A 19,588-nucleotide genomic window follows, 5' to 3' on the forward strand; every position below is an offset into this window, starting at 1 on the left:
TCGGCGGTGCAGAATCTATGGTCCCGACGGGCCAGCCCTCTTCCCGCGATGCCTCAGCCGGGTTGGCCCTCGGCCGATTCAGCCGTTTCTCCAGTGAAGACAACCTTTGTGCCTTTGTGCACCTCAAGGGCGAGGTCTTCGGCATCCCAATTGGTCAGTCTGATGCAGCCATGCGAAAAGGTCTTCCCGATCTTGCCTGGTTCGGGCGTGCCGTGAATGCCGTAACTTTCAATGGACAGATCGATCCAGATCGATCCGACAGGATTGTTTGGTCCGGCAGCGATGGTGAAGGGTCGTTTGGTCTTCACGCCCTTGAACGCGAAGCGGGGATCGTAGTGATAGGTGGGATTGTGGACCACGCGTACGACTTGTGCCTCGCCGCTCGGCGCCGGCTTCTCTTCGCTTCCAATCGAGGCGGGGTAGACCGAAACCACTTTGCCGGAATTGTCGAGAACGCGAACCTGGCGCGCGGCCTTGTCGACCTCGACGCTGACAATGGCTGAGGGCGGATCGCCTCGGTCGATAGCCGGCACCAGCACCTTTGCGCCCGCCTTCCTGAAGCTGATGCCCGGGTTGAGCCTGCGCAGCAATTGTTCGCTGATGTGGAAGTGCTCCGCGATCCGTTCCAGCGAACTGCGGTAGCCGAGCCTGCGCAGGCGAGCCATTCTTTCCATACTGGCCGGAATGCGCTTGGTAAACGGTCCACGCACGTCCTTGCGCGTCAGCTCGTAGTTCACAAGAACCGCGCCTGTTGAGGTTGCGACCAGCTTGTCCCAGGTCTCCCGGTTGAGCTTGCCATCGGCGGGCAGGGCGTTGGCCGCCTGAAATGCCCGGACCGCCTTGGTGAAGTTCTCCGCCTGGCGGCCGTCAATCAGGCCAGGCGAGAAGCGCGCGCGATCCAGAAGGACCTGTGCCTTCAACACGCTCGTGTCGACGCCCTTCGTTGCGGCGTCGGTGAATTGGGCGTTGTTGACGGCGGCTGCGTCCAGCTTTGCCGCCTCTGTGGCGCCAGCCGCGAGGGCGAACAGAACAAGCGCCAGAAGAACGAGCCTGACCATTGATGTTACTCCAGGCACTGCCGCGCGAAACTGCTTCTATGACGCCGCGCGGCCGATCTGGTTCCATTTGTCCCAGCGAATATCGCGGTTGACGCGGTCCTGCGCGAAACAAAGGGGCAAAGCCCTGGAGGCGCCGCCCTTTCGCCGGAAATGCCCTGGCTAGTTCGCCGACCCCAGCGCCTTGTCCAGCGCTTCCTTCACATCGGCCGGCCATGTCGCCAGCGCCGGCCAGGCGTTCGGTTGGCCATTGTCGCCGCGGCGGGCGAAATAGAGCTGGTGCTTGGCCGGGTCGACAGCCATGAAGCCGTCATTGCCGCCGCAATCATGCGGCACGCAGCCGCTGGCGAAGAAGGCGCCGGACGCGGTCTTTTCCGTGCCGCCGCCGACCAGCAGGCTGGTCGCCATATCGGGCATGTCCTTGCCGAGCAGCTTTTCGGCTTCCTTGTAGACAGCCTCATTGTGGAAGGCGTCGATGATGTTCTGGTACTTTTCCGGATCGATGTCTTTCCAGTCGGTGCCGGGTTCGGGCATGTAGGTGAGATTGCCCGAAATCGTCAGCCCATCCGTCGGCGACCACTGCAGGGCCGGCTTCTGGTCCCCCGGCAGGAGATAGGGCACGAAATAGATGGCGTTGTCGGACACTCCGGCGGGCGGCGCTCCGCACTCGTCCTGCTCGACCTTGGTGCTCTGGATGGCGCCGCCTTCTGGCTTCCAGACGATCACCGTCGCCGGGCCGCATTGATTGCCGCCATCGCCAACATCGAACAGGGCCACCTTGATGCCGCCAACCTCCACAATCTTGTCGAAGAAGAGATCGTAATTGCTGGCCAGCTGCTTACCGTCATAAGCAAGCACCTTCTCGCCGTCCTGCTCCGGCTGCGTGATGGTGAGGTGGCCGCCTTCGAACGGCACCGGCGCCTGTTTGTCGTCATCGGCGGCGTCGGCGGCGTTGGCTCCCGCATCCTGATCGGTGGCCGGCTTTTCCACCGCCGGCGCCTGTTGCGCGGCGGGCGTCTGGGTCTGCGCGAGCCCGCTCGCGGCGGGCGCCAGCAACAAGGCCAGCCCGCAAACGCCGGCAAGAAGCTGATGTCTCATGACTGTCCCTCCCTCGACCCGGCCCGGAAAGGGCCGGTCCTGGCGGCCGCTCAGGCCCAGGGGCGCAGTTCGGCGTTCTTCTTCTCGAACGAGGCGATGGCGCCTGCCTTTTCCATGGTCAGGCCGATATCGTCGAGCCCATTGAGCAGGCAGTGCCGCTTGAAGTCGTCGAGGTCGAAGGTGACCACGCCGCCGTCCGGGCCACGGATTTCCTTGGCTTCGAGATCGACCGACAGGGTGGCGTTGGAGCCGCGCGATGCGTCGTCCATCAGCTTCTCCAGGTCCTCGGGGCTGACGGTGATCGGCAGCACGCCGTTCTTGAAGCAGTTGTTGTAGAAGATGTCGGCGAACGAGGTCGAGATGACGCAGCGTATGCCGAAATCGAGCAGCGCCCATGGCGCGTGTTCCCTGCTCGAGCCGCAGCCGAAATTGTCGCCGGCAACCAGGATCTGCGCCTTGCGGTAAGCGGGCTTGTTGAGCACGAAATCCGGATTTTCCGAACCGTCGTCCTTGTAGCGCATCTCGGCGAAGAGGCCGGTGCCAAGCCCGGTGCGCTTGATCGTCTTGAGATAATCCTTCGGGATGATCATGTCGGTGTCGACATTGACGATCGGCATGGGAGCGGCGACGCCGGTGAGCTTGGTGAATTTTTCCATGGCTTTGGCCCGTGTTTTCGTTGCGGGGGGATTTGCTGAGGCTCGGTTTACACAAAGCCGCGGGCAAATAAAAGGCAACTGTTCGTGCGCGCCGGCACAAGGGCGCTGTGCAAAACAGCTTCGAATTCACCGCCCGATGGTGCAGTCTGGTCCAATGGTGGAAAACTCCCACGTTCTCTATGCGCGCGAACTGGCGCTCGGCATTCCCGAATTCCGCCGCGTGCTGGTGGAATCCGGTCTCGGCGAAGTCCGGCCCGTCGATGACGAGGCAAGGCTGAAGGCGATGCTGGAGGGCGCCAGCCTGATCGTGACCGCCCGTCTCGACATGGCCCGTCTCGACATGGCCGGTCTCGACATGGCCGGTCTCGACATGGGAGGCAGGCCGCTGATTGGCGTTGCCCGCTGCCTGACCGACTTCTCCTGGGTCTGCTACATCAGCGATCTTGCCGTCTCGGCTAAGGCGCAAGGCATGGGCATCGGCAAGGGACTGATGGACGAGGTGGCCCGGCAGCTCGGACCGTCGGTCGCCATCAGCCTGATTTCCATGCCCGACGCTGTCGGATTCTATGAACGCATCGGCATGAAGCGCGTGCCCGACGCCTTCTGGATCTCCCGCCAGCGCTGACTTTTCCTCTGTGATCCATCCATCGTCAACGGTGAGCGACCTTGTCGCTTAACATGCAACCAAATGGTTGCATATTAAAGCCATGAGCATGGATGCCGTCTTTCGCGCCCTGGCCGACCCGACACGCCGGCAATTGCTGGACAGCCTCCATGCCAGGAACGGACAGACGCTCAATGCGCTGTGCGCGGAGATGGCCATGACCCGCCAGGCGGTGACCAAGCACCTGGCGATCCTGGAAGAGGCGAACCTCGTCACCACCATCCGCCGGGGCCGAGAGAAGGAGCACTACCTCAACCCGGTTCCGATCAATGAGATCGCCGAACGCTGGATCGGCAAATTCGAGCGCCACCGGCTTGATGCATTGAGTGATCTGAAGAAACGCCTCGAAAGGGAAGACTGATGAGCAACAGCTTCGTTTACGTGACCTATATCCGCACCACGCCGAAGAAACTCTGGGAGGCGTTGACCGCCCCGGAGTTCAACCGGCAGTTTTTCCTCTGCTCCTATCAGGAGAGCGATTGGAAAGTGGGCTCCAGCTGGAAGCTGATCTTCCCGGACGGCCGTGTCGCCGACAGTGGCGAGATTCTCGAGATCGACCCGCCACGACGCCTGGTCATCAAATGGCGCAATGAATGGATGCCCGAGATCAGGCAAGACGGCTACACGCGCTGCACCTTCACCATCGAGCCCGACGGCGAGCTGATGAAACTTGCCGTCACCCATGAGGCGGACGGCCCGCACAGGTTGATCGGCAATGTCGCCAAGGGCTGGCCGCTGGTGCTGGCCAGCCTGAAGAGTCTGCTCGAGACCGGCAAGGGATTCGAGCGTCCGCCATCGAAAGCTTGAACTCGTTTCGCTAGCCGAACAAATTTCACGTGGAGGCATCGATGATGCACGCTCTCAGGGTGCGGAGCATGACCAATGGCGAGACGATCATGGCATCGGCCGAGATCGGCGCGCCTCCCGAACGCGTCTTCGGGGCGCTGGTCGGCAAGGAAGCCGAGCAATGGTGGGGGTCAGCCGATACCTACCGGATGGTCGACTGGTCGGCCGACCTTCGCGTCGGCGGCCGCTGGACTGTTGTCGTGCGCACGGCCGGCGGTAGGGACCTGCCGGCCGGCGGCGAATTCCTCGAAATCGAAACACCGCGCCGGATCGTGCAGACGTGGGCCCATGGCTGGGACCATCCCACGCTTGGCCGGCGGCAAACCAGGGTCGCCTGGCTGCTGGAGCCTATCGCCGACGGCACGCGCGTCACCATCTGCCATGGCGGCTTTGGCGGGCGGCAAGAGGCGGCGGCTGAACATGCCGAGGACTGGGCCCGGGTGCTGGCCTGGCTGCAGGCGCATGTCGAGGCTGGAAGGCTGGCTGCGGCCTGATCGGCGTGCGGAGCGACGTCACGCCCCTCCGCACGCCTTGACCCACGCCTGTTCTGGTCCACATCCCTTGCATGGGAAAACAGGCATGTTTCATAGGCACGGCTGGCTGGGGCATTCCGACACGATACAAGAATAATTTCCCGCAACCCGGATCGCATCTCGAACGCTACGCCCGGCACTTTCCGATCGTCGAGATCGACACGTCCTTCTACAAGCCGCACCGCCGCGAGACCTATGAGCGCTGGGCACGCGCCGTGCCGCAGGATTTCCGCTTCGCCATCAAGATGCCGAAGGCGATCACCCATGAGCGCCGTCTCGTGGACTGCAACGACCCTTTGCAAAGCTTTCTCCAAGAGGTCGAAGGTCTCGGCGCAAAGCTCAGCGTGCTTCTGGTGCAGCTGCCGCCGAGCCTGCCCTTCGAGCCCGATGTCGCGAGCGCTTTCTTCGACATGGTGGGCACCCGAACCGAAACTAGGGTGGTGTGCGAGCCGCGCCATCCCAGCTGGTTCGAAGCAGAGGCTGAAGCGCTTCTGGCCGATCGCCGGATCGCGCGCGTTGCCGCCGATCCCGCTCCGGTGCCACCTGCGGCGATGCCGGGCGGCTGGCCCGGCATCGCCTATTTCCGCTGGCACGGCGCGCCGCGCGTCTACTACTCCGACTACGATGCCGAAAGCCTCGACCGATTCAGCCGGCAAGTCGAGGCGGCGGCCGCTTCGGGTGCCGAGGTCTGGGGAATCTTCGACAACACGGCCGGAGGCAATGCGCTGGGCAACGCGCTCAAGGTTGACGCCCAGACTTCGTCATTCTAGGGCGAGGCAAGGAGCGCAGCGACGCCGCGCGACCCTAGAATCCATGCCGCGACGTCGACTTGTCGCGACAATACGCGCCAATCGGCACCCCCTTCGTTCTGCGCCGTTAGAACACTACGACAACGGTAACGGCATGGATTCCAGGGTCTCCGCGACGTCGCTTCGCTCCTGCTCCGCCCTGGAATGACGAAGAAACTGAGCGCCTGGCAAACCCGCGAGGCAGCCCCTGACCTCAAATCACATTCAATTCCCGGAAGGCCCGCCCTTCGGCGACACGCGCGTAGCCAAATGCCGAGCAGTCGATCGTCCGGTAGCCGCCATGCACGATCAGTTCGGCCAGCGCCTTGCCGACCGCCGGCGCCTGTTGCAGGCCATGGCCGGAGAAACCGTTGGCGAACAGGAAATTCGTCACTTGCGGGTGCGGGCCGATCACGGCGTTCTGGTCCAGCGTGTTGTAATCGTAGTGCCCGGCCCAGGCGCGCGTCGCCTTGATCGCCTCGAAGGCCGGGATGCGGGTTGCCAGGACCGGCCAGATCACCTCTTCGAACAACGGCCAGTCGACGTCGAAGTCCCCGGGGTCGGCCGGGCCGTCGCCCTCTTCCGGCTCAGCGCCGCCGGTGAGGTAGACCGAGCCTTCCGGCCTGACATAGATGCCGGAGGGATCGACCAATAATGGCATGTCAGTAAATTTGTCCCGCGCGTCGAACACGAAGACGTTGCGCTTGCGCGGCTCGACCGGCAGCGAAAGCTGGGCAAGGGCGGCGACCTTGCCGGCATTCGGCCCGGCGGCATTGATGACGGTGCCGGCCTCGAGCCGATCGCCATTGTCGAGGCTGACGCCGGTGACGCGGTCACCCTGCCGCTCGACGCCGGTGACCGACGCGCTGATGAAGTCGATCTTCTTCTGCCGCAGCGCCTTGCGAAACAGCATCAGCATCGCATGCGCGTCGAACCAGCCCTCGCCGGTCCGGCCATAGGCGCCGGCGGTGATGCCTTCGGCCGACAGCCAGGGGAAGCGGCGCGTCAGCTGGTCGGCGTCCTCGAGCAGGATGTCGGCGCCCTCGGCGACCTGCGCTTCGTGGTTGGCTTTCAGGATCGGCAGCCCGGCCTCGCCGGCAAGGATGAGGTAGCCGCCCTCGCGAAAACCGATATCGGCGTCGGTGCCGAATTCTTCCTTCAGCCGCCGAAACAGTTTTAGCGTGAACTGCGACAGGCGGATGTTTTGCGGAATGGAGAATTGCTGGCGGATCGAGGCCATGGACAGCGTCGTCGCCGCATGGGCGAATTGCGGGTCGCGCTCGATCAGTGCGATCGAACCGGAAAATCCTTCCTCGCGCAGATAGTAGGCGATCGAGGATCCGACGATGGCCCCGCCGATGATGACGATGTCGTAGCGCACTTTTTTCTCCGATCCGCCGTCCGCAATCTACGCGACCGGCAAAGTGATCTCGAAGCGCGTGCCGCGCTCGGAGTCAACCAGCCGGATCGTACCATCATGCGCTTTCAGGAGGGCCAGCACGATGCCAAGCCCCATGCCGGTGCCGCCCGTATCGCGTCGCGTGGTGAAGAACGGCTCGAAGATGCGCGCTTGGTTGCTTGGCGAGATGCCGGCGCCGTCGTCGCTGACCAGCACGGTCGCCTTGCCGCCGGCGCTTGCGGCGGTGATCGAAACCAGCGTCGCGCCGTGCCTGGCGGAATTGTCGATGAGGTTGGCAAGCACGATCGCCGCGTTCTCGGCCGAGATGCGCAAGGCCAGGTCGCCACCGGCCTTGACTTCAACCGCCAACCTGGTGTCGACGGGAAGCAGGGCCAGCGCCGCGCCGACCGAGGTGCTTTCGCCGCTGGGTGCCAGGTTTTCGGCCCGCGCCAGGTCGAGCAGCCGCCGGACCAAAAGGTTGAGCCGCCCCGCATCGGTGACGATATTGTCGGAGAAGCGCCGCCGCTCGTCATCGCCCATCGCGCTGCCTGAATCGCGCAGCAGTTCGGCCGCGCCCTGGATCGCCGTCAGCGGCGATTTGAGTTCATGCGAGACATGGGTGGCGAAGGTCTGGATGGCGTCCGAGCGCGCCTGCAGTTTTTCGGCCATGTCGAGAAAGGCGGCGGAAAGCTCCGCCATTTCTCGCGTGCCATGGTGGTCGAGAGGCCGGATCGCGTCGCGCTCGCCGGCGGCGATGCGCTGGGTGCGGTCGATCAGCGCGTAGATCGGCCGGCTGACGGTGCGCAGGAAGACGAGGCCGATGAGCAGCGTGCCGCCGAGAATGGCGATCGCCGCCGCCGTCACCTTGCCGCGTTCGCCATAGAGATGTTTTATGATGTTGTTGGGCGTCCGCGAGACATAGACCAAGCCGGCGACCTTGCCGTCGACGGCCACCGGCAAAGCGACGAAGACGCGCACCTTGGTGCCGCGGCTGACCGAATAGAGCGGCGGCGCCGGCTGGTTGGGGATGCGCAGCCGGAGCGCGCTGGCATAGCGCCCGGCAAGTGCTGCGCGCACCTCCTCGACCCCGGCAAGCGACTGCCCGATCTCGTCGCGCCCGGCAATCACCACACCCCGGGGATCGAGCAGCCGGAAGCCGGCCAGCGTGGTCTTCTGCGTCGCGTCGAGAATGCCCGCCAGCCGCGCGCCGATCGTGGCGAAAGCGGGATCGACCGTGGTGGGGATCCCCGCCGGCCGGGTCGCAAGCACGTAGTCCGAGGCGAGATCGAGCTGCGGCTCGATCGGCCGATAGGGCGAATCGAGATTGGCGCCTCGGCTCGCATAGCCATTGGCCGGCGGCATCGCCACGCCAAGCTTTTCCGGTGAAATGCCGGCGTCGCGGACCTCCTGCGCGTAGATGGCGGCGATGGCCGCGCCCTGTGCGATCAGTTCTGCCTCGGTCTGGCGGATCAGTTGGTTCTCATAGAGGCGGAAGAAGAACAGGCCGACCAGCGGCAGGGACATCACCAGGATCAGGATGGCGACGACGACGGTGGCGAGGCGAGGCCGCCATTTGCGGCCGATCCACTTGCTGCCAATCGATTTGCTTGATGTCGTCAGCCGCATCGGCCGAGCCGGAAGCCGACGCCATGCACGGTCTCGATGACCTCCGGGCACCCCACGGCCGCCAGCTTGGCCCGGATGTTGCGGATATGGCTGTCGACGGTGCGGTCGGCGACATGGATCTTGCCGGCATAGGCGTTGGCCATCACCGCGTCGCGGTCGAGCACATGGGTGGGCCGCGCCAGAAACCCTTTCAGGATCGAGAACTCGATCGCCGTCAGGGCGAGCGGCTTGCCGTCGAAGGCGGCCGCGTGGCTGGCCGGCGCCAGGGTGAGCTTTCCCTGCGCGAACTGCCTGTCGTCGGCCAGTTCCGGCGCCGCCGGACGGGCGCGGCGCAGGATGACGTTGACACGGGCGACAAGTTCGCGCGGGCTGAACGGTTTGGTGACATAGTCGTCGCCACCCATTTCGAGCCCGAGGATGCGGTCGATCTCCTCGTCGCGCGCGGACAGGAACAACACCGGTACGTCTGATGTGTGACGCAGCCGCCGGCAGACCTCCAGCCCGTCCATCTCCGGCATGCCGATGTCGAGCACGACAAGGTCGGGTGTGCTTCGTTCGATTGCCTGCAGGGCGGCGGCGCCATCGGAGACGGCAGCCGTTTTCATGCCGGCCTTTTCCAGCGCGAAGCAGATCACTTCGCGGATATGCGGGTCGTCGTCGGCGACGAGGATGTGATGCGGCATGGATTAGCGATCCGGCACGGGTTCTGCGACGCTGGGAACAATAGGCCGCCTGTTGTCGAGATAGCGAAGCAGGCGCCAGTCGCGGAAGCTCCAGCTTCGCCAGTTTTCCTGCAGGCCGCGATACCAGCCTTCATCGACACCGCGCAACCTTGCCAGTTCGGCGACGGCACCGGCATTGGCCGTCCCGCGCTGACGATCGAAGAAGCGATCGAGCGCCGGAAACGCGTCCGGCCCGAGCGAGCGGAGATACCAGGCGTCGAGCGGGATGCCCTGGCCGCTCATTTCGAGGGAATGGTCGACATTGTAGGTGGCGATCATGGCTGCGAAGTTGATGAAACAGCAGACATAAAGCGTCAGGGATAACGTCAGAAGATTGGCGGAGAGCAGCCATTCACTGGATTTTCCGAGCGCGATACGGGCGATGATCAGCGCAAGGCCGGCCGCCACCAGTCCCATCCAGACGAAAGTGGCGACGCGCCAGTAGGTCAGCGCATAGATGCCGACATAGAGGTCGAGCCGCAGGATCGACGAGACGACCAGCATGATGTTCTGCGCCACCCAGGCATAGACCAGCCGACGGATGAGCGGGTCGGCCGATGTTTCGCTGCCAGGCCTCAGCGCCGCAAGGACAAAACCGGCGGCCAGCAGCGCGGTGGCGATCAAGAGATAGGCGCCGCGATGCGCGTAGGCGGCGTAGCTCAAACCATCGGGAAGCGCGACCCCGCCCCACAGATAGGTGGCGTCGAGCCCGCTCTGCAGCGCAAACAGAATGTTGAAGACGATCAACGCGCGCAGGATGGCGGCCTTGCCGAAGACGATGTCCTCGACGGCGTGCCTGTCGGCCGCTGGCTGGGCATCGGCAGGATGGTGATTTGGCCTGGCGATGCGGCGCTGAAAGCGCGGCAGGCGTGGCCGCAGAAAGGCCCAGACGCCGGCAAGCACGAATAGCCAGAAGGCAATCCGCGTCAGCTGGATCAGGTCGAGCAGCTTGAAGACGTCGATCAACGACAGCCAGTATTCGATGACCGGATTGGCAGTGCCGAACAAAGCGACGAAGACCGCGCCCAGCGTCAGCGGCATTACCCAGACCGCGATTGCCGCCAGCCTTATGCGATGTCCGCCGAACCGCCGCGCCGCTCTTCGCCATTGGAGAAAATCGCCGAGGAACCGGACCGGTGCCGCCAGTCCGAACAGCACGATCTGGCCGGCAATTCGCGCCATGCCGTGCCACGGGCGGCCGCGCAGCGAAAGCGCGAAGGCCACCAGCGCGCCAAGGGCGACCGAGACGGACAAGGGACTGACAGTCTCGGCGAGCGGCAACAGCGCGACAAGCAAGGTGGCCGACTTGAGCCACACCTTGCCGTCGTTGAAGGCGGCGGGATGCACGGCAACCATCGCGGCGGCAATCAGGATGGCGAACAGCGGAACCGTGATGCCGGCGGGCTGGCCGTAGAACAGGAAATCGGCGACCGCGACCAGCAGCACGGCGACGCCGAAGCGGCTGCGATAGCTTGGCGCGGCGCGGAAGAGAGAGGTCATGGCCTGATCTTCCTGATGGCGTCCCATCGCCATGGCGGCGGACTCTTGCGGACAAATGGGATGGGAGTTGCAGCGGGGTTGGCGCGTTGCGGGTCGATCAGCCACCAGCCTTCGCTGCGCAGCCGGTAAGGCAGACGGGGTTTTGCTTGCTTGTGCATGCTGCCTGTCTCGCAGGCCTGCAGGAAAGCGATGCGGCGGATCGGAGGAGGTTTTCCGCAGGCGCGTGCAGTTTTCGTGCAGGGCTGGCGGCTTGCCTCGCCCGACCACACACGGCATAGATCTGACATGACCGAAACCTACCGACCGCGCCGCTCCGTGCTCTATGTCCCGGCCTCCAACGACAAGGCGCTGGCCAAGATCGCGCAGCTTGCCTGCGACGCCGTCATCATCGACCTCGAGGACGCCGTCGCCCCCGCCGACAAGATCGCCGCGCGCGAAAAACTGGCCGGCATTTTCGCCAACCGCCCTGATGCCAATGGCCGGCGCCGCGAGATGGTGGTACGCGTCAATGCGCTGTCCAGCGAATGGGGCACTGACGATCTTGCGGCCGTGGCCAAGGCGGAGCCGGACGGCATCCTGCTGCCGAAGGTCCACACGCCGCGTGACGTGCTCGAAGTCGGCGATGTGCTGGACGATAATTCTGCCCCGGACAGCGTGAAACTATGGGCGATGATCGAGACGCCCAAGGCCATGCTCAACATCGGCGCCATCGCCGAACTCGGCCGCGACCCCGCCTCGCGCCTGGATTGTTTCATCGCCGGAACGAATGACCTGATCAAGGATACCGGCGTGCTGGCGACGCCGGATCGCGCCTATCTGCTGCCATGGCTGATGCAGATGCTGCTGGCGGCACGCGCCGGCGGGATCGACATGCTCGATGGGGTGTTCAACGAGTTCCGCGACCCGGATGCGTTCGCGCGTGAGTGCACGCAGGCCGCCGCCATGGGCTTCGACGGCAAGACGCTGATCCATCCATCGCAGGTCGAGGCGGCCAACCGTGCCTTCGCTCCGTCGGCGCAGGCGCTGGCCGAGGCGCGCGCGGTGAAGGATGCCTTCGCGCTTGCGCAAAACAGTGGCAAGGGGGTCATCGCGCTGAATGGCAGGATGGTCGAGCGGTTGCACTTGGCGCAGGCCGAAAAACTTCTGGCGAAAGCGGCCGCCATCGGCGCATGATATTCGCCGATTTGGAGATACACGACAGGAATTGGACGATGAAACTCTACCGCTTTCTCACCGCCCCGGACGACGCCAGCTTTTGCCATAAGGTGACGGCGGCGCTGAACAAGGGCTGGCACCTGTTCGGCTCGCCGACCTACGCCTACGACAAGAAGACCAAGACCATGCGCTGCGGCCAGGCCGTGGTGAAGGATGTCGATGGCCAGGAATACGGGCCGGATACGAAGCTCAGCGACTGGTAGCCGCTGGCAAGGAGAGCATCAGGCGGCCTCGACAATATCAAGACGCACGGTAAGTCCGGCCAGCGCGGCAAGATTGATCAACGTGTCCAGACTGAAATTCGTGATCCTGCCCCGCAGGAGGTCGCTAAGGCGTGGCTGGGTAATCCCAAGCCGGTTGGCTGCTTCGGCCTGGGTAACGTCCCAACTCCGCACCCGCTGTTCGATAGCGATCAGCAAGTTGGAGCGCATGGTCATGTTGGCGGACTCGGCCGGAGTCTCCTCCAGTGCGTCCCACACGTTTTCAAAACTCTGACGGTCCATCGTCCTTACCTCCACTAGATTTGTCTGAACCGGGATGCGGCAAGATCCAAGTTTCGTTTCACTGTCTGTTGCGTCTTCTTCTGGAAGGCGTGCAGCACATAGACAGCGTCGCCTATGCTCGCGACGTAAAGCACCCGGAACGCGCCGGTGGCGTCGCGGACGCGGATTCCCGCACACCTGGGCCGACCGTCGTCATCGGCTTCCAGTCGCTTGGCTCTAGTCCGAGCTGCACCTTATGCAGCTGAACGCCCGTTTCCTTGCGTGCCGCCTCTGGAAAATCCCGGAGCTGGGCAAGAGAATCTCCGAGAAACTCTAAGCGCTTTGTTACTGGCATTGGTGGATTTATATCAAAACTTGTATAATTGCGCAAGGCGGTGATCCGGCCAATCGATGACCATAGCGGCGGCTCACCGACCATGCTGAGACCAACATGGTTAGGGATATCGACTGAGAAGGGAAGCGCGGTAACCTCTCTCTTCGTCATCTAGGGCGAAGCAAGAAGCGAAGCGGCATAGAGCAGGAAGACGAAGGTACGGGCTATTCAGCCGCCTCTTCGATCTTCTCCATATCTTCGTCCGACAGGCCGAAATGGTGGCCGATCTCGTGGACCAGTACGTGGGTGACGATGTCGCCCAGCGTTTCCTCGTTTTCGGCCCAGTAGTCGAGCATGGCGCGGCGGTAGAGCGTGATGCGGTTCGGGCCTTCGCCTGTCTGCGGGTTCCAGCGTTCGGCGATACCGCGCCCCTCGAACAGGCCGAGCAGGTCGAACGGGGTTTCCAGCGACAGGTCGTCCATGATCTCGTCGGTCGGGAATTCGGCGATCTGGATGACGATCTCGCCGGTCAGCTTGCGAAAATCCTCCGGCAGGTGGGCGTAGGCCTCCAGGGCAAGGAACTCCAATTCCTCCATCGAGGGCGCAAGTTCACCATGCCAGGTGCGGGTCTTATAGATGCGGGCCATGCTTTGTCCTTTGATCCCGGCATATAGGCGTTCGCGCTGGTCGAGGCAAATGACGCCTGTACGTCGGTGTCGCGCAGGAAGAGGAATAAATTCCTTGATGACTCTGCTTGACTCTTCCGATCCCCTCTGGAATCTATAGGAACATAACAGGAACAATTGTGAGTGAAAGCTGACCGTCATGGCGATGACCGCCGTGGCGCGGGAGACTGTTTTTGCCCTGCGCCGCCAGATCGCGAAGATCGAGGGAACACTGCCCGAGCGCCTGCAGGCGCCGGCTGGCGCGCCCCTTGATGCTGACACCGGCAGCGATCTGACGATCGTCCGGCGCGGGCTTGCCGCGGCCTTGCCGGATGCTTTCCTGCCCATCGGCATCGAGCGGCTCGATGCCGCGCTCAGCGGCGGCCTGCCGAAAGCCGCCCTGACCGAAATCCATGGCCTGGAAACCCGCGATGCGGGCGCCGTCGCCGGTTTCGCCCTGTCGATCGTCAGCCTGATCCTCAACCAGGCGCAGGGGCTGCCCATCCTGTGGATCGGGACATCGGAAATTTTCCATGAGGCCGGCTTTCCCTTTGCCAGGGGGCTGCATGCCTCGTTCGGCATCGAGCCCCAGCAATTGCTGTTTTCCGAGGCGCCCAGGCTTGTCGATGCGCTGTGGATCGCCGAGGAGGCGGCCCGCATGACCGCGCTTGCAGCCGTCATCCTGGAGATCCGCGGCAATCCGCAGCGGCTGGACCTGACCGCGACACGCCGCCTGCATGCGCGGGCGCAAGGTGCCGGCCGGCCGGTGTTCCTGCTGCGACAAGCGGCCGAGCCCGAACCGACGGCGGCGCCTGTTCGTCTGATTGTCGCTTCGGCGCCGGCCGTGCCGCGCGAAACAGTCGCCGGGCCGCTCGCCGGCTCGATCGGCCACCCGGCCTTCACCATCAGCATCGGCAAGAGCCGCACGGCCCTGCCTGGACAATTCACACTGGAGTGGAACCCCGATGAACGCAGATTCGATGAAAGAAGGGGCGAGGAAAGAAGCAGGGCAAGCAACGAATGGGCAGAGAATCCTGTCCCTGTGGTTTCCCTATCTCGCGACCGAAAGGATCCTGCGGCAGCGTCTGGGGAAATCCTGGCGTTCCCGGCCGCCGGATCATCCGCAGCCATCTCATCCACCGCTCGTGATCAGCCATCGCCAGGGCAACGCGCAGCGCATCGCGGCCCTCGACGCGCGGGCTGAGGCGCTGCACCTGAAGCGCGACATGGGGATTGCCGATGCGCGCGCCATGCATCCGTCGATCGACATCGTCGAAGCCGATCCGGAGGCCGACCGGCGCCTGCTCGAGGGCCTTGCCGACTGGTGCGACCGCTACACGCCGCTGGTGGCGCTGGACGGCATTGACGGCCTGTTCCTCGACGTCACCGGCTGCACCCATCTGTTCGGCGGCGAACGCGCCATGCTGGACGAAATCCTGTCGCGCTTCTTCCAGCAGGGTTTCGACGTCCGCGCCGGGCTTGCCGGCACGCCCGGGGCGGCCTGGGCGGCGGCCCGCTTTTGCGGCGACCGCATCGTTCCATCAGGCGAGGAGGAAGCCCTGCTCGCGCCCTTGCCGCTGGCCGCCCTTCGCATAGCGCCGGAAACCCGTACCAGCCTGGAAAGTGTGGGGCTGCGCACGGCGGGTGCCGTCATGGCGGCACCGCGCGCGCCGCTCGCCCGCCGCTTCGGCGCTTTGCTGCTCCAGCGCCTCGACCAGGCGCTTGGCCGTCTCGACGAGGCGATCTCACCGCGTCTTCCCGTCGCGCCGCTTTCGGTCGAGCGTCATCTCGCCGAGCCCGTCACGCTGACGGAGGAGATAGAGCGGCTGGTGGGCATGCTGGCGACGACCTTGAAGACCGACCTCGAACGCCGTGGCGAAGGCGCAAGGAGCCTGGCGCTGCTGCTTTTTCGCGTCGACGGCGCCGTCAGCCGCATCGCGCTCGGCACCTCGCGGCCGATGCGCGAACCCTTGCTGATCCGGAAATTGTTCCATGAAAGGCTGGCGGCACTCGAGCAGCATATCGATGCCGGCTTTGGCTTCGACCTGGTGCGCCTCTCGGTGCTGGCCGTCGCCGCTTTCGACATGCAGCAGGCCGATCTGACCGGCGAAGCGGCCGATGACGGCGCCGGCATCGCCCTGTTCGCCGACCGTATCCGCGCCCGCCTCGGCGAGGGCGCGGTTCTTCAGCCGGTTCCCGTGGAAAGCCACCTGCCGGAACGCGCCGTCGCCGTCATTCCCTTCACCGAAGCCCCGCGCCGGACCACACCACCCAAGAAGCCGGACAGGATGCAGGCGCCGATGACCATCTTCCCGCCGGAACGACCGATCCGGCTGTTCCGTTCGCCCGAGCCCATCGAAGTGCCGGCCACCGAAATGCCGGAGGGACCGCCGCTGCATTTTCGTTGGCGCCGCGCGCTTTACCGTGTGACGCGCGCCGAAGGGCCGGAGCGCATCGCCGCCGAATGGTGGCGCGAGGCGCCGGGCGATGCGGCGGCGTCGACACGTGATTATTTCCGCATCGAGGATGCCGGTGGCCGCCGCTACTGGCTCTACCGGCAAGGCCTTTACGGCGGCGTCTCGCAAACCCCGCCGCGCTGGTTCATGCATGGGGTCTTCGCATGAACGCGCTGACCGTCATTCCTTATGCCGAGTTCGGCATCCAGTCGAATTTCTCCTTCCTGCGCGGCGCCTCCAAGCCCGAGGAGCTGGTGGTCGCGGCCAAGCTCATGGGCTTCTCCGCGATCGGGCTCGCCGACCGCAACAGCGTCGCCGGCGTGGTGCGCGCCTGGCAGCAGGCCAAGGTGGAAAAGCTTGCCTACCATCCCGGCTGCCGGCTGGTTTTTGGCGACGGCACGCCGGACATTCTCGCCTATCCCAGGGACCGTGCGGGCTGGGGCCATCTGTGCCGCATGCTCACCCAGGCCAATCTGCGTGACGAGACCGAAAAGGGCGCCACCCTGCTCCGGCGCGACGACCTGCTCGAATGGGGGGACCGGATGTCGCTGGCGGTCCTGCCCGATCTGGCGGCCGGCGCGCAAGACAGTCTGGCTTTGCTCCGTGAACTCAGGGATCGCTTCGGCAGGATCCTGCGGCTCGGCGTCTCACCCTGTTATGCCGGCCATGATCGCTTCCGGATCGAGCAGGCGGCGGCGTTCGCCGAGAGCACCGGCATCCCGCTGATGGCGACCAACGATGTGCTCTACCACACGGCCGAACGGCGCCCGCTGCAGGACGTCCTGACCGCGATCCGCCTCAATGTTCCGGTCGCCGAGGTGGGGCTGGAACTGACCGCCAATGCCGAACGCCATCTGAAGCCGCCGCTGGAAATGGCGCGCCTGTTCCGCCGGTATCCGCAAGCGCTGGCGGAGACGCTGCGGTTTGCGCGAGAGCTGACCTTCTCGCTCGGCGATCTTCAGTACAATTATCCCGACGAGCCGACGGAATCGGGTCTCGGGCCGCAGGCGGAGCTGGAGCGACTGGCTCGGGAAGGTGCGGCCCGGCGCTTTCCCGGCGGTATCCCCGCCAGCGTGATAAAACGAATCCAGGAAGAGCTCGCCCTGATCGAGCGGCTGAATTACGCCCGTTATTTCCTGACCGTCCATGACATCATCAAATTCGCCCGAGGCGAAGGCATTCTCTGCCAGGGCCGCGGCTCCGCGGCCAATTCGATCATCTGCTTCTGCATTGGCATTACCGAGGTCGGGCCGGACAAGATCGACACGCTCTTCGAGCGTTTCATTTCCGAGGAACGCAACGAGCCACCAGATATCGACGTCGACTTCGAGCATGAACGGCGCGAAGAGGTGATGCAGTACATCTATACGAAATACAGCTCCAAACGCACGGCACTCGCCGCCGCCGTCATCAGCTATCGCGGCCGTTCGGCGCTGCGCGAAGTGTCGAAAGCGATGGGCCTTTCGGAGGATGTCAGGGCGTCTCTCTCCGGCTCGATCTGGGGTTGGTCGACCTCGGAACTCGGCGAGAAGGAAGCCAGGGCCGGCGGCCTCGACCGCAGGGATCCGGTGTCACGGCATGTGATGGAACGCGCCAACGAGATCATGGGCTTTCCCCGCCACCTCTCCCAGCATGTCGGCGGCTTCGTCATCACCAGGGACCGGCTCGACGAGATCGTCCCCATCGTCAAGACGGCGATGGACGAGCGCAAGATGGTCGAATGGGACAAGGACGATCTCGATTCGGTGAAAATCCTCAAGGTGGATATCCTGGCGCTCGGCATGCTGACCTGCCTGCAGCGCGCTTTCACTTTGCTCGAGACCCATTACGGCGTGAGAGACGATTATGGCATGCCATTGACCCTGGATACGATCGCCAAGGAGGATTCCCGTGTCTACGACATGATCTGCCGTGCCGATACGCTCGGCGTCTTCCAGATCGAATCGCGTGCTCAGATGTCGATGCTACCGCGTCTCAAGCCGCGCGAATTCTACGACCTCGTCATCGAGGTGGCGATCGTACGGCCGGGCCCGATCCAGGGCGACATGGTGCACCCCTATCTGCGCCGGCGGCAAGGCAAGGAAAAACCCGAATATCCCAAGGCGGAGCTGAAAGAGATTCTCGGCAAGACGCTGGGCGTGCCGCTGTTCCAGGAGCAGGCGATGAAGATCGCCATCGTCGCCGGCGGCTTCAAACCGGGCAAGGCCGATGAACTGCGCCGTGCCATGGCCACCTTCAAGCGCACCGGCACGATCGGCAATTATCGCCAGCAGATGATCGACGGCATGACAGGACGAGGCTACGAAAAGGACTTCGCCGAGCGCTGTTTCAAGCAGATCGAGGGCTTTGGCGAGTATGGCTTTCCCGAAAGCCACGCCGCCTCCTTCGCCCTGCTCGTCTATGCCTCCTGCTGGTTCAAGACCTTCTACCCGGACGTGTTCTGCGCCGCGATCCTGAATTCGCAGCCGATGGGCTTCTATCAGCCGGCGCAGCTGGTGCGTGACGCCCGCGACCATGGCGTCGACATCCGCGAGGTCGACGTCAATTTCTCCGTCTGGGACTGCACTTTGGAAAAGGCGCTTTTCGACCCGGCCCGCATCCTGCCGCGTCATGCCGAAATGCGCGGTGTCATCGAGACTCAGCATGCGGTGCGGCTCGGCTTCCGGCAGATCAAGGGACTTTCCAAGGAACGCATGGAGGTTTTCGTCGAGCGGCGCGGCGCCGGCTACTCGACGGTCCGGGATGTCTGGCTGCGCTCCGGCCTCAATGTCGACGAGATCGAGAAATTGGCGCAGGCCGACGCCTTTCGTTCCATCGGCCTCGACCGCCGCGCGGCACTATGGGAGGTCCGCGCGCTTGACGGCAAGAGTGCCGCCGAGAAGCTGCCGCTGTTCGACCAGCCGGCGCTCAGCCTGCGCGAGCTGGAGCCCGAGACGAAGCTGCCGAAAATGCCGCTCGGCGAGCATGTCATCCATGACTACCGCTCGCTCGGCCTGTCGCTGAAGGCGCATCCGGTCGCCTTCCTGCGCGAGCGGCTCGACCGCGCCGGCATCACTCCCAATGCCAGCCTGCCTTCCGTGCGCGACGGCAGGCGGGTCTCCGTTGCCGGGCTGGTGCTGGTGCGCCAGCGCCCCGGCAAGGGCAACGCGATCTTTCTCACGCTGGAAGACGACAAGGCCGTCGCCAACGTCATCTTCTGGGAAAGGACCTTCACCCGTTTCCGGCCCATCGTCATGGGTGCCCGGTTTGTGAAGGTCACCGGAAAACTGCAGTCGGAATCAGGTGTCGTCCATATCGTCGCCGAGAAGATCGAGGACCTGACGCCCTGGCTGACCGTGCTGCTGGAGAAGGTCGGTGCGGCCGCACTGCCGGCCGCCGATCCTTCGGACCGCTCCGGCCAACCCGCAATTCGGCCCGCGATGCTGAAAGACGAACGGGATCTCGCAACGCTGTCGGAAGAGGCGGAGAGGGTCATGCCCAAAGGGCGTAATTTTCAGTAGGCCCGACCACCTTCGTCATCCACGGGCGAGCAGGAGCGAAGCTCCGTCG

General features: G+C 64.3%; 19 protein-coding genes and 1 pseudogene. 10 read left to right on the forward strand and 10 right to left on the reverse strand.

All coding sequences use genetic code 11. The features are described 5' to 3' along the window. Positions 1-53: 53 nt before the first annotated feature. The 3 genes from MESAU_RS05030 to leuD form a co-directional block, all read right to left on the reverse strand. Entirely contained in the window at positions 54-1,058 is a 1,005-nt protein-coding gene (locus tag MESAU_RS05030) for a L,D-transpeptidase family protein (RefSeq protein ID WP_015314974.1), read from the reverse strand. A 159-nt stretch (positions 1,059-1,217) separates the two neighbouring features. Then, positions 1,218-2,153: a hypothetical protein gene (locus MESAU_RS05035; RefSeq protein ID WP_015314975.1), complete on the reverse strand. Its 936-nt coding sequence runs from the start codon at positions 2,151-2,153 to the stop codon at positions 1,218-1,220. A gap of 50 nt (positions 2,154-2,203) precedes the next feature. Then, a complete protein-coding gene (gene leuD / locus MESAU_RS05040) occupies positions 2,204-2,809 on the reverse strand; it encodes a 3-isopropylmalate dehydratase small subunit (RefSeq protein ID WP_015314976.1) in 606 nt (201 codons plus the stop codon). A gap of 154 nt (positions 2,810-2,963) precedes the next feature. Here leuD and MESAU_RS05045 point away from each other — a divergent pair, with 154 nt between their 5' ends. The 5 genes from MESAU_RS05045 to MESAU_RS05065 all read left to right on the forward strand — a co-directional run bounded on the left by MESAU_RS05045 (position 2,964) and on the right by MESAU_RS05065 (position 5,622). Further along, entirely contained in the window at positions 2,964-3,434 is a 471-nt protein-coding gene (locus tag MESAU_RS05045; RefSeq protein WP_015314977.1) for a GNAT family N-acetyltransferase, read from the forward strand. Positions 3,435-3,516: 82 nt separating this feature from the next. Further along, a complete protein-coding gene (locus tag MESAU_RS05050) occupies positions 3,517-3,834 on the forward strand; it encodes an ArsR/SmtB family transcription factor (RefSeq protein WP_015314978.1) in 318 nt (105 codons plus the stop codon). Continuing rightward, the gene (locus MESAU_RS05055; protein WP_015314979.1) at positions 3,834-4,280 is read left to right on the forward strand and encodes an SRPBCC family protein; all 447 of its coding nucleotides are present in this window, start codon (positions 3,834-3,836) and stop codon (positions 4,278-4,280) included. The genes MESAU_RS05050 and MESAU_RS05055 overlap by 1 nt, the downstream gene beginning before the upstream one ends. A 41-nt stretch (positions 4,281-4,321) precedes the next feature. Continuing rightward, a complete protein-coding gene (locus MESAU_RS05060) occupies positions 4,322-4,813 on the forward strand; it encodes an SRPBCC family protein (protein ID WP_015314980.1) in 492 nt (163 codons plus the stop codon). A 71-nt stretch (positions 4,814-4,884) separates the two neighbouring features. Continuing rightward, on the forward strand, positions 4,885-5,622 hold the full coding sequence (locus MESAU_RS05065; RefSeq protein WP_015314981.1) for a DUF72 domain-containing protein: 738 nt from the start codon (positions 4,885-4,887) through the stop codon (positions 5,620-5,622). 232 nt (positions 5,623-5,854) lie between these two features. On the opposite strand, the gene MESAU_RS05070 is transcribed toward MESAU_RS05065, so the two are convergent. The 4 genes from MESAU_RS05070 to MESAU_RS05085 are packed head-to-tail and all read right to left on the reverse strand — an operon-like array spanning position 5,855 to position 10,887. Further along, positions 5,855-7,021: an NAD(P)/FAD-dependent oxidoreductase gene (locus MESAU_RS05070; RefSeq protein ID WP_015314982.1), complete on the reverse strand. Its 1,167-nt coding sequence runs from the start codon at positions 7,019-7,021 to the stop codon at positions 5,855-5,857. A gap of 27 nt (positions 7,022-7,048) precedes the next feature. After that, the gene (locus tag MESAU_RS05075) at positions 7,049-8,665 is read right to left on the reverse strand and encodes an ATP-binding protein (protein ID WP_015314983.1); all 1,617 of its coding nucleotides are present in this window, start codon (positions 8,663-8,665) and stop codon (positions 7,049-7,051) included. After that, positions 8,656-9,348, reverse strand: a complete 693-nt coding sequence (locus tag MESAU_RS05080) for a response regulator transcription factor (protein ID WP_015314984.1) — start codon at positions 9,346-9,348, stop codon at positions 8,656-8,658. Before MESAU_RS05080 ends, MESAU_RS05075 begins: the two co-directional genes overlap by 10 nt. A 3-nt stretch (positions 9,349-9,351) precedes the next feature. Next, complete coding sequence (locus MESAU_RS05085; protein WP_015314985.1) at positions 9,352-10,887, reverse strand: DUF4153 domain-containing protein; 1,536 nt, start codon at positions 10,885-10,887, stop codon at positions 9,352-9,354. A gap of 285 nt (positions 10,888-11,172) precedes the next feature. Here MESAU_RS05085 and MESAU_RS05090 point away from each other — a divergent pair, with 285 nt between their 5' ends. Both MESAU_RS05090 and MESAU_RS05095 read left to right on the forward strand, forming a co-directional pair. Continuing rightward, complete coding sequence (locus MESAU_RS05090) at positions 11,173-12,060, forward strand: HpcH/HpaI aldolase/citrate lyase family protein (RefSeq protein WP_041163287.1); 888 nt, start codon at positions 11,173-11,175, stop codon at positions 12,058-12,060. Between the two features lie 38 nt (positions 12,061-12,098). Then, on the forward strand, positions 12,099-12,305 hold the full coding sequence (locus MESAU_RS05095; protein WP_015314987.1) for a DUF1737 domain-containing protein: 207 nt from the start codon (positions 12,099-12,101) through the stop codon (positions 12,303-12,305). A gap of 18 nt (positions 12,306-12,323) precedes the next feature. On the opposite strand, the gene MESAU_RS05100 is transcribed toward MESAU_RS05095, so the two are convergent. The 3 genes and pseudogenes from MESAU_RS05100 to MESAU_RS05110 form a co-directional block, all read right to left on the reverse strand. After that, on the reverse strand, positions 12,324-12,605 hold the full coding sequence (locus MESAU_RS05100; RefSeq protein ID WP_015314988.1) for a helix-turn-helix domain-containing protein: 282 nt from the start codon (positions 12,603-12,605) through the stop codon (positions 12,324-12,326). 14 nt (positions 12,606-12,619) lie between these two features. After that, positions 12,620-12,939, reverse strand: a pseudogene (locus MESAU_RS05105) (type II toxin-antitoxin system RelE/ParE family toxin). 203 nt (positions 12,940-13,142) lie between these two features. Beyond that, positions 13,143-13,565: a metallopeptidase family protein gene (locus MESAU_RS05110; RefSeq protein WP_015314989.1), complete on the reverse strand. Its 423-nt coding sequence runs from the start codon at positions 13,563-13,565 to the stop codon at positions 13,143-13,145. A gap of 178 nt (positions 13,566-13,743) precedes the next feature. On the opposite strand from MESAU_RS05110, the gene MESAU_RS05115 reads away from it, so the two are divergent. From MESAU_RS05115 to MESAU_RS05125, 3 genes are read left to right on the forward strand one after another with little or no spacing between them, the layout of a single operon-like run. Next, the gene (locus MESAU_RS05115; RefSeq protein WP_015314990.1) at positions 13,744-14,787 is read left to right on the forward strand and encodes an ImuA family protein; all 1,044 of its coding nucleotides are present in this window, start codon (positions 13,744-13,746) and stop codon (positions 14,785-14,787) included. Continuing rightward, entirely contained in the window at positions 14,729-16,207 is a 1,479-nt protein-coding gene (locus MESAU_RS05120) for a DUF6504 family protein (protein ID WP_015314991.1), read from the forward strand. Before MESAU_RS05115 ends, MESAU_RS05120 begins: the two co-directional genes overlap by 59 nt. Continuing rightward, on the forward strand, positions 16,204-19,539 hold the full coding sequence (locus tag MESAU_RS05125) for an error-prone DNA polymerase (RefSeq protein ID WP_015314992.1): 3,336 nt from the start codon (positions 16,204-16,206) through the stop codon (positions 19,537-19,539). Before MESAU_RS05120 ends, MESAU_RS05125 begins: the two co-directional genes overlap by 4 nt. Positions 19,540-19,588: the final 49 nt, after the last annotated feature.

Origin of the sequence: Mesorhizobium australicum WSM2073 (assembly GCF_000230995.2) — a bacterium.
Taxonomy (GTDB): Bacteria; Pseudomonadota; Alphaproteobacteria; order Rhizobiales; family Rhizobiaceae; genus Mesorhizobium; species Mesorhizobium australicum.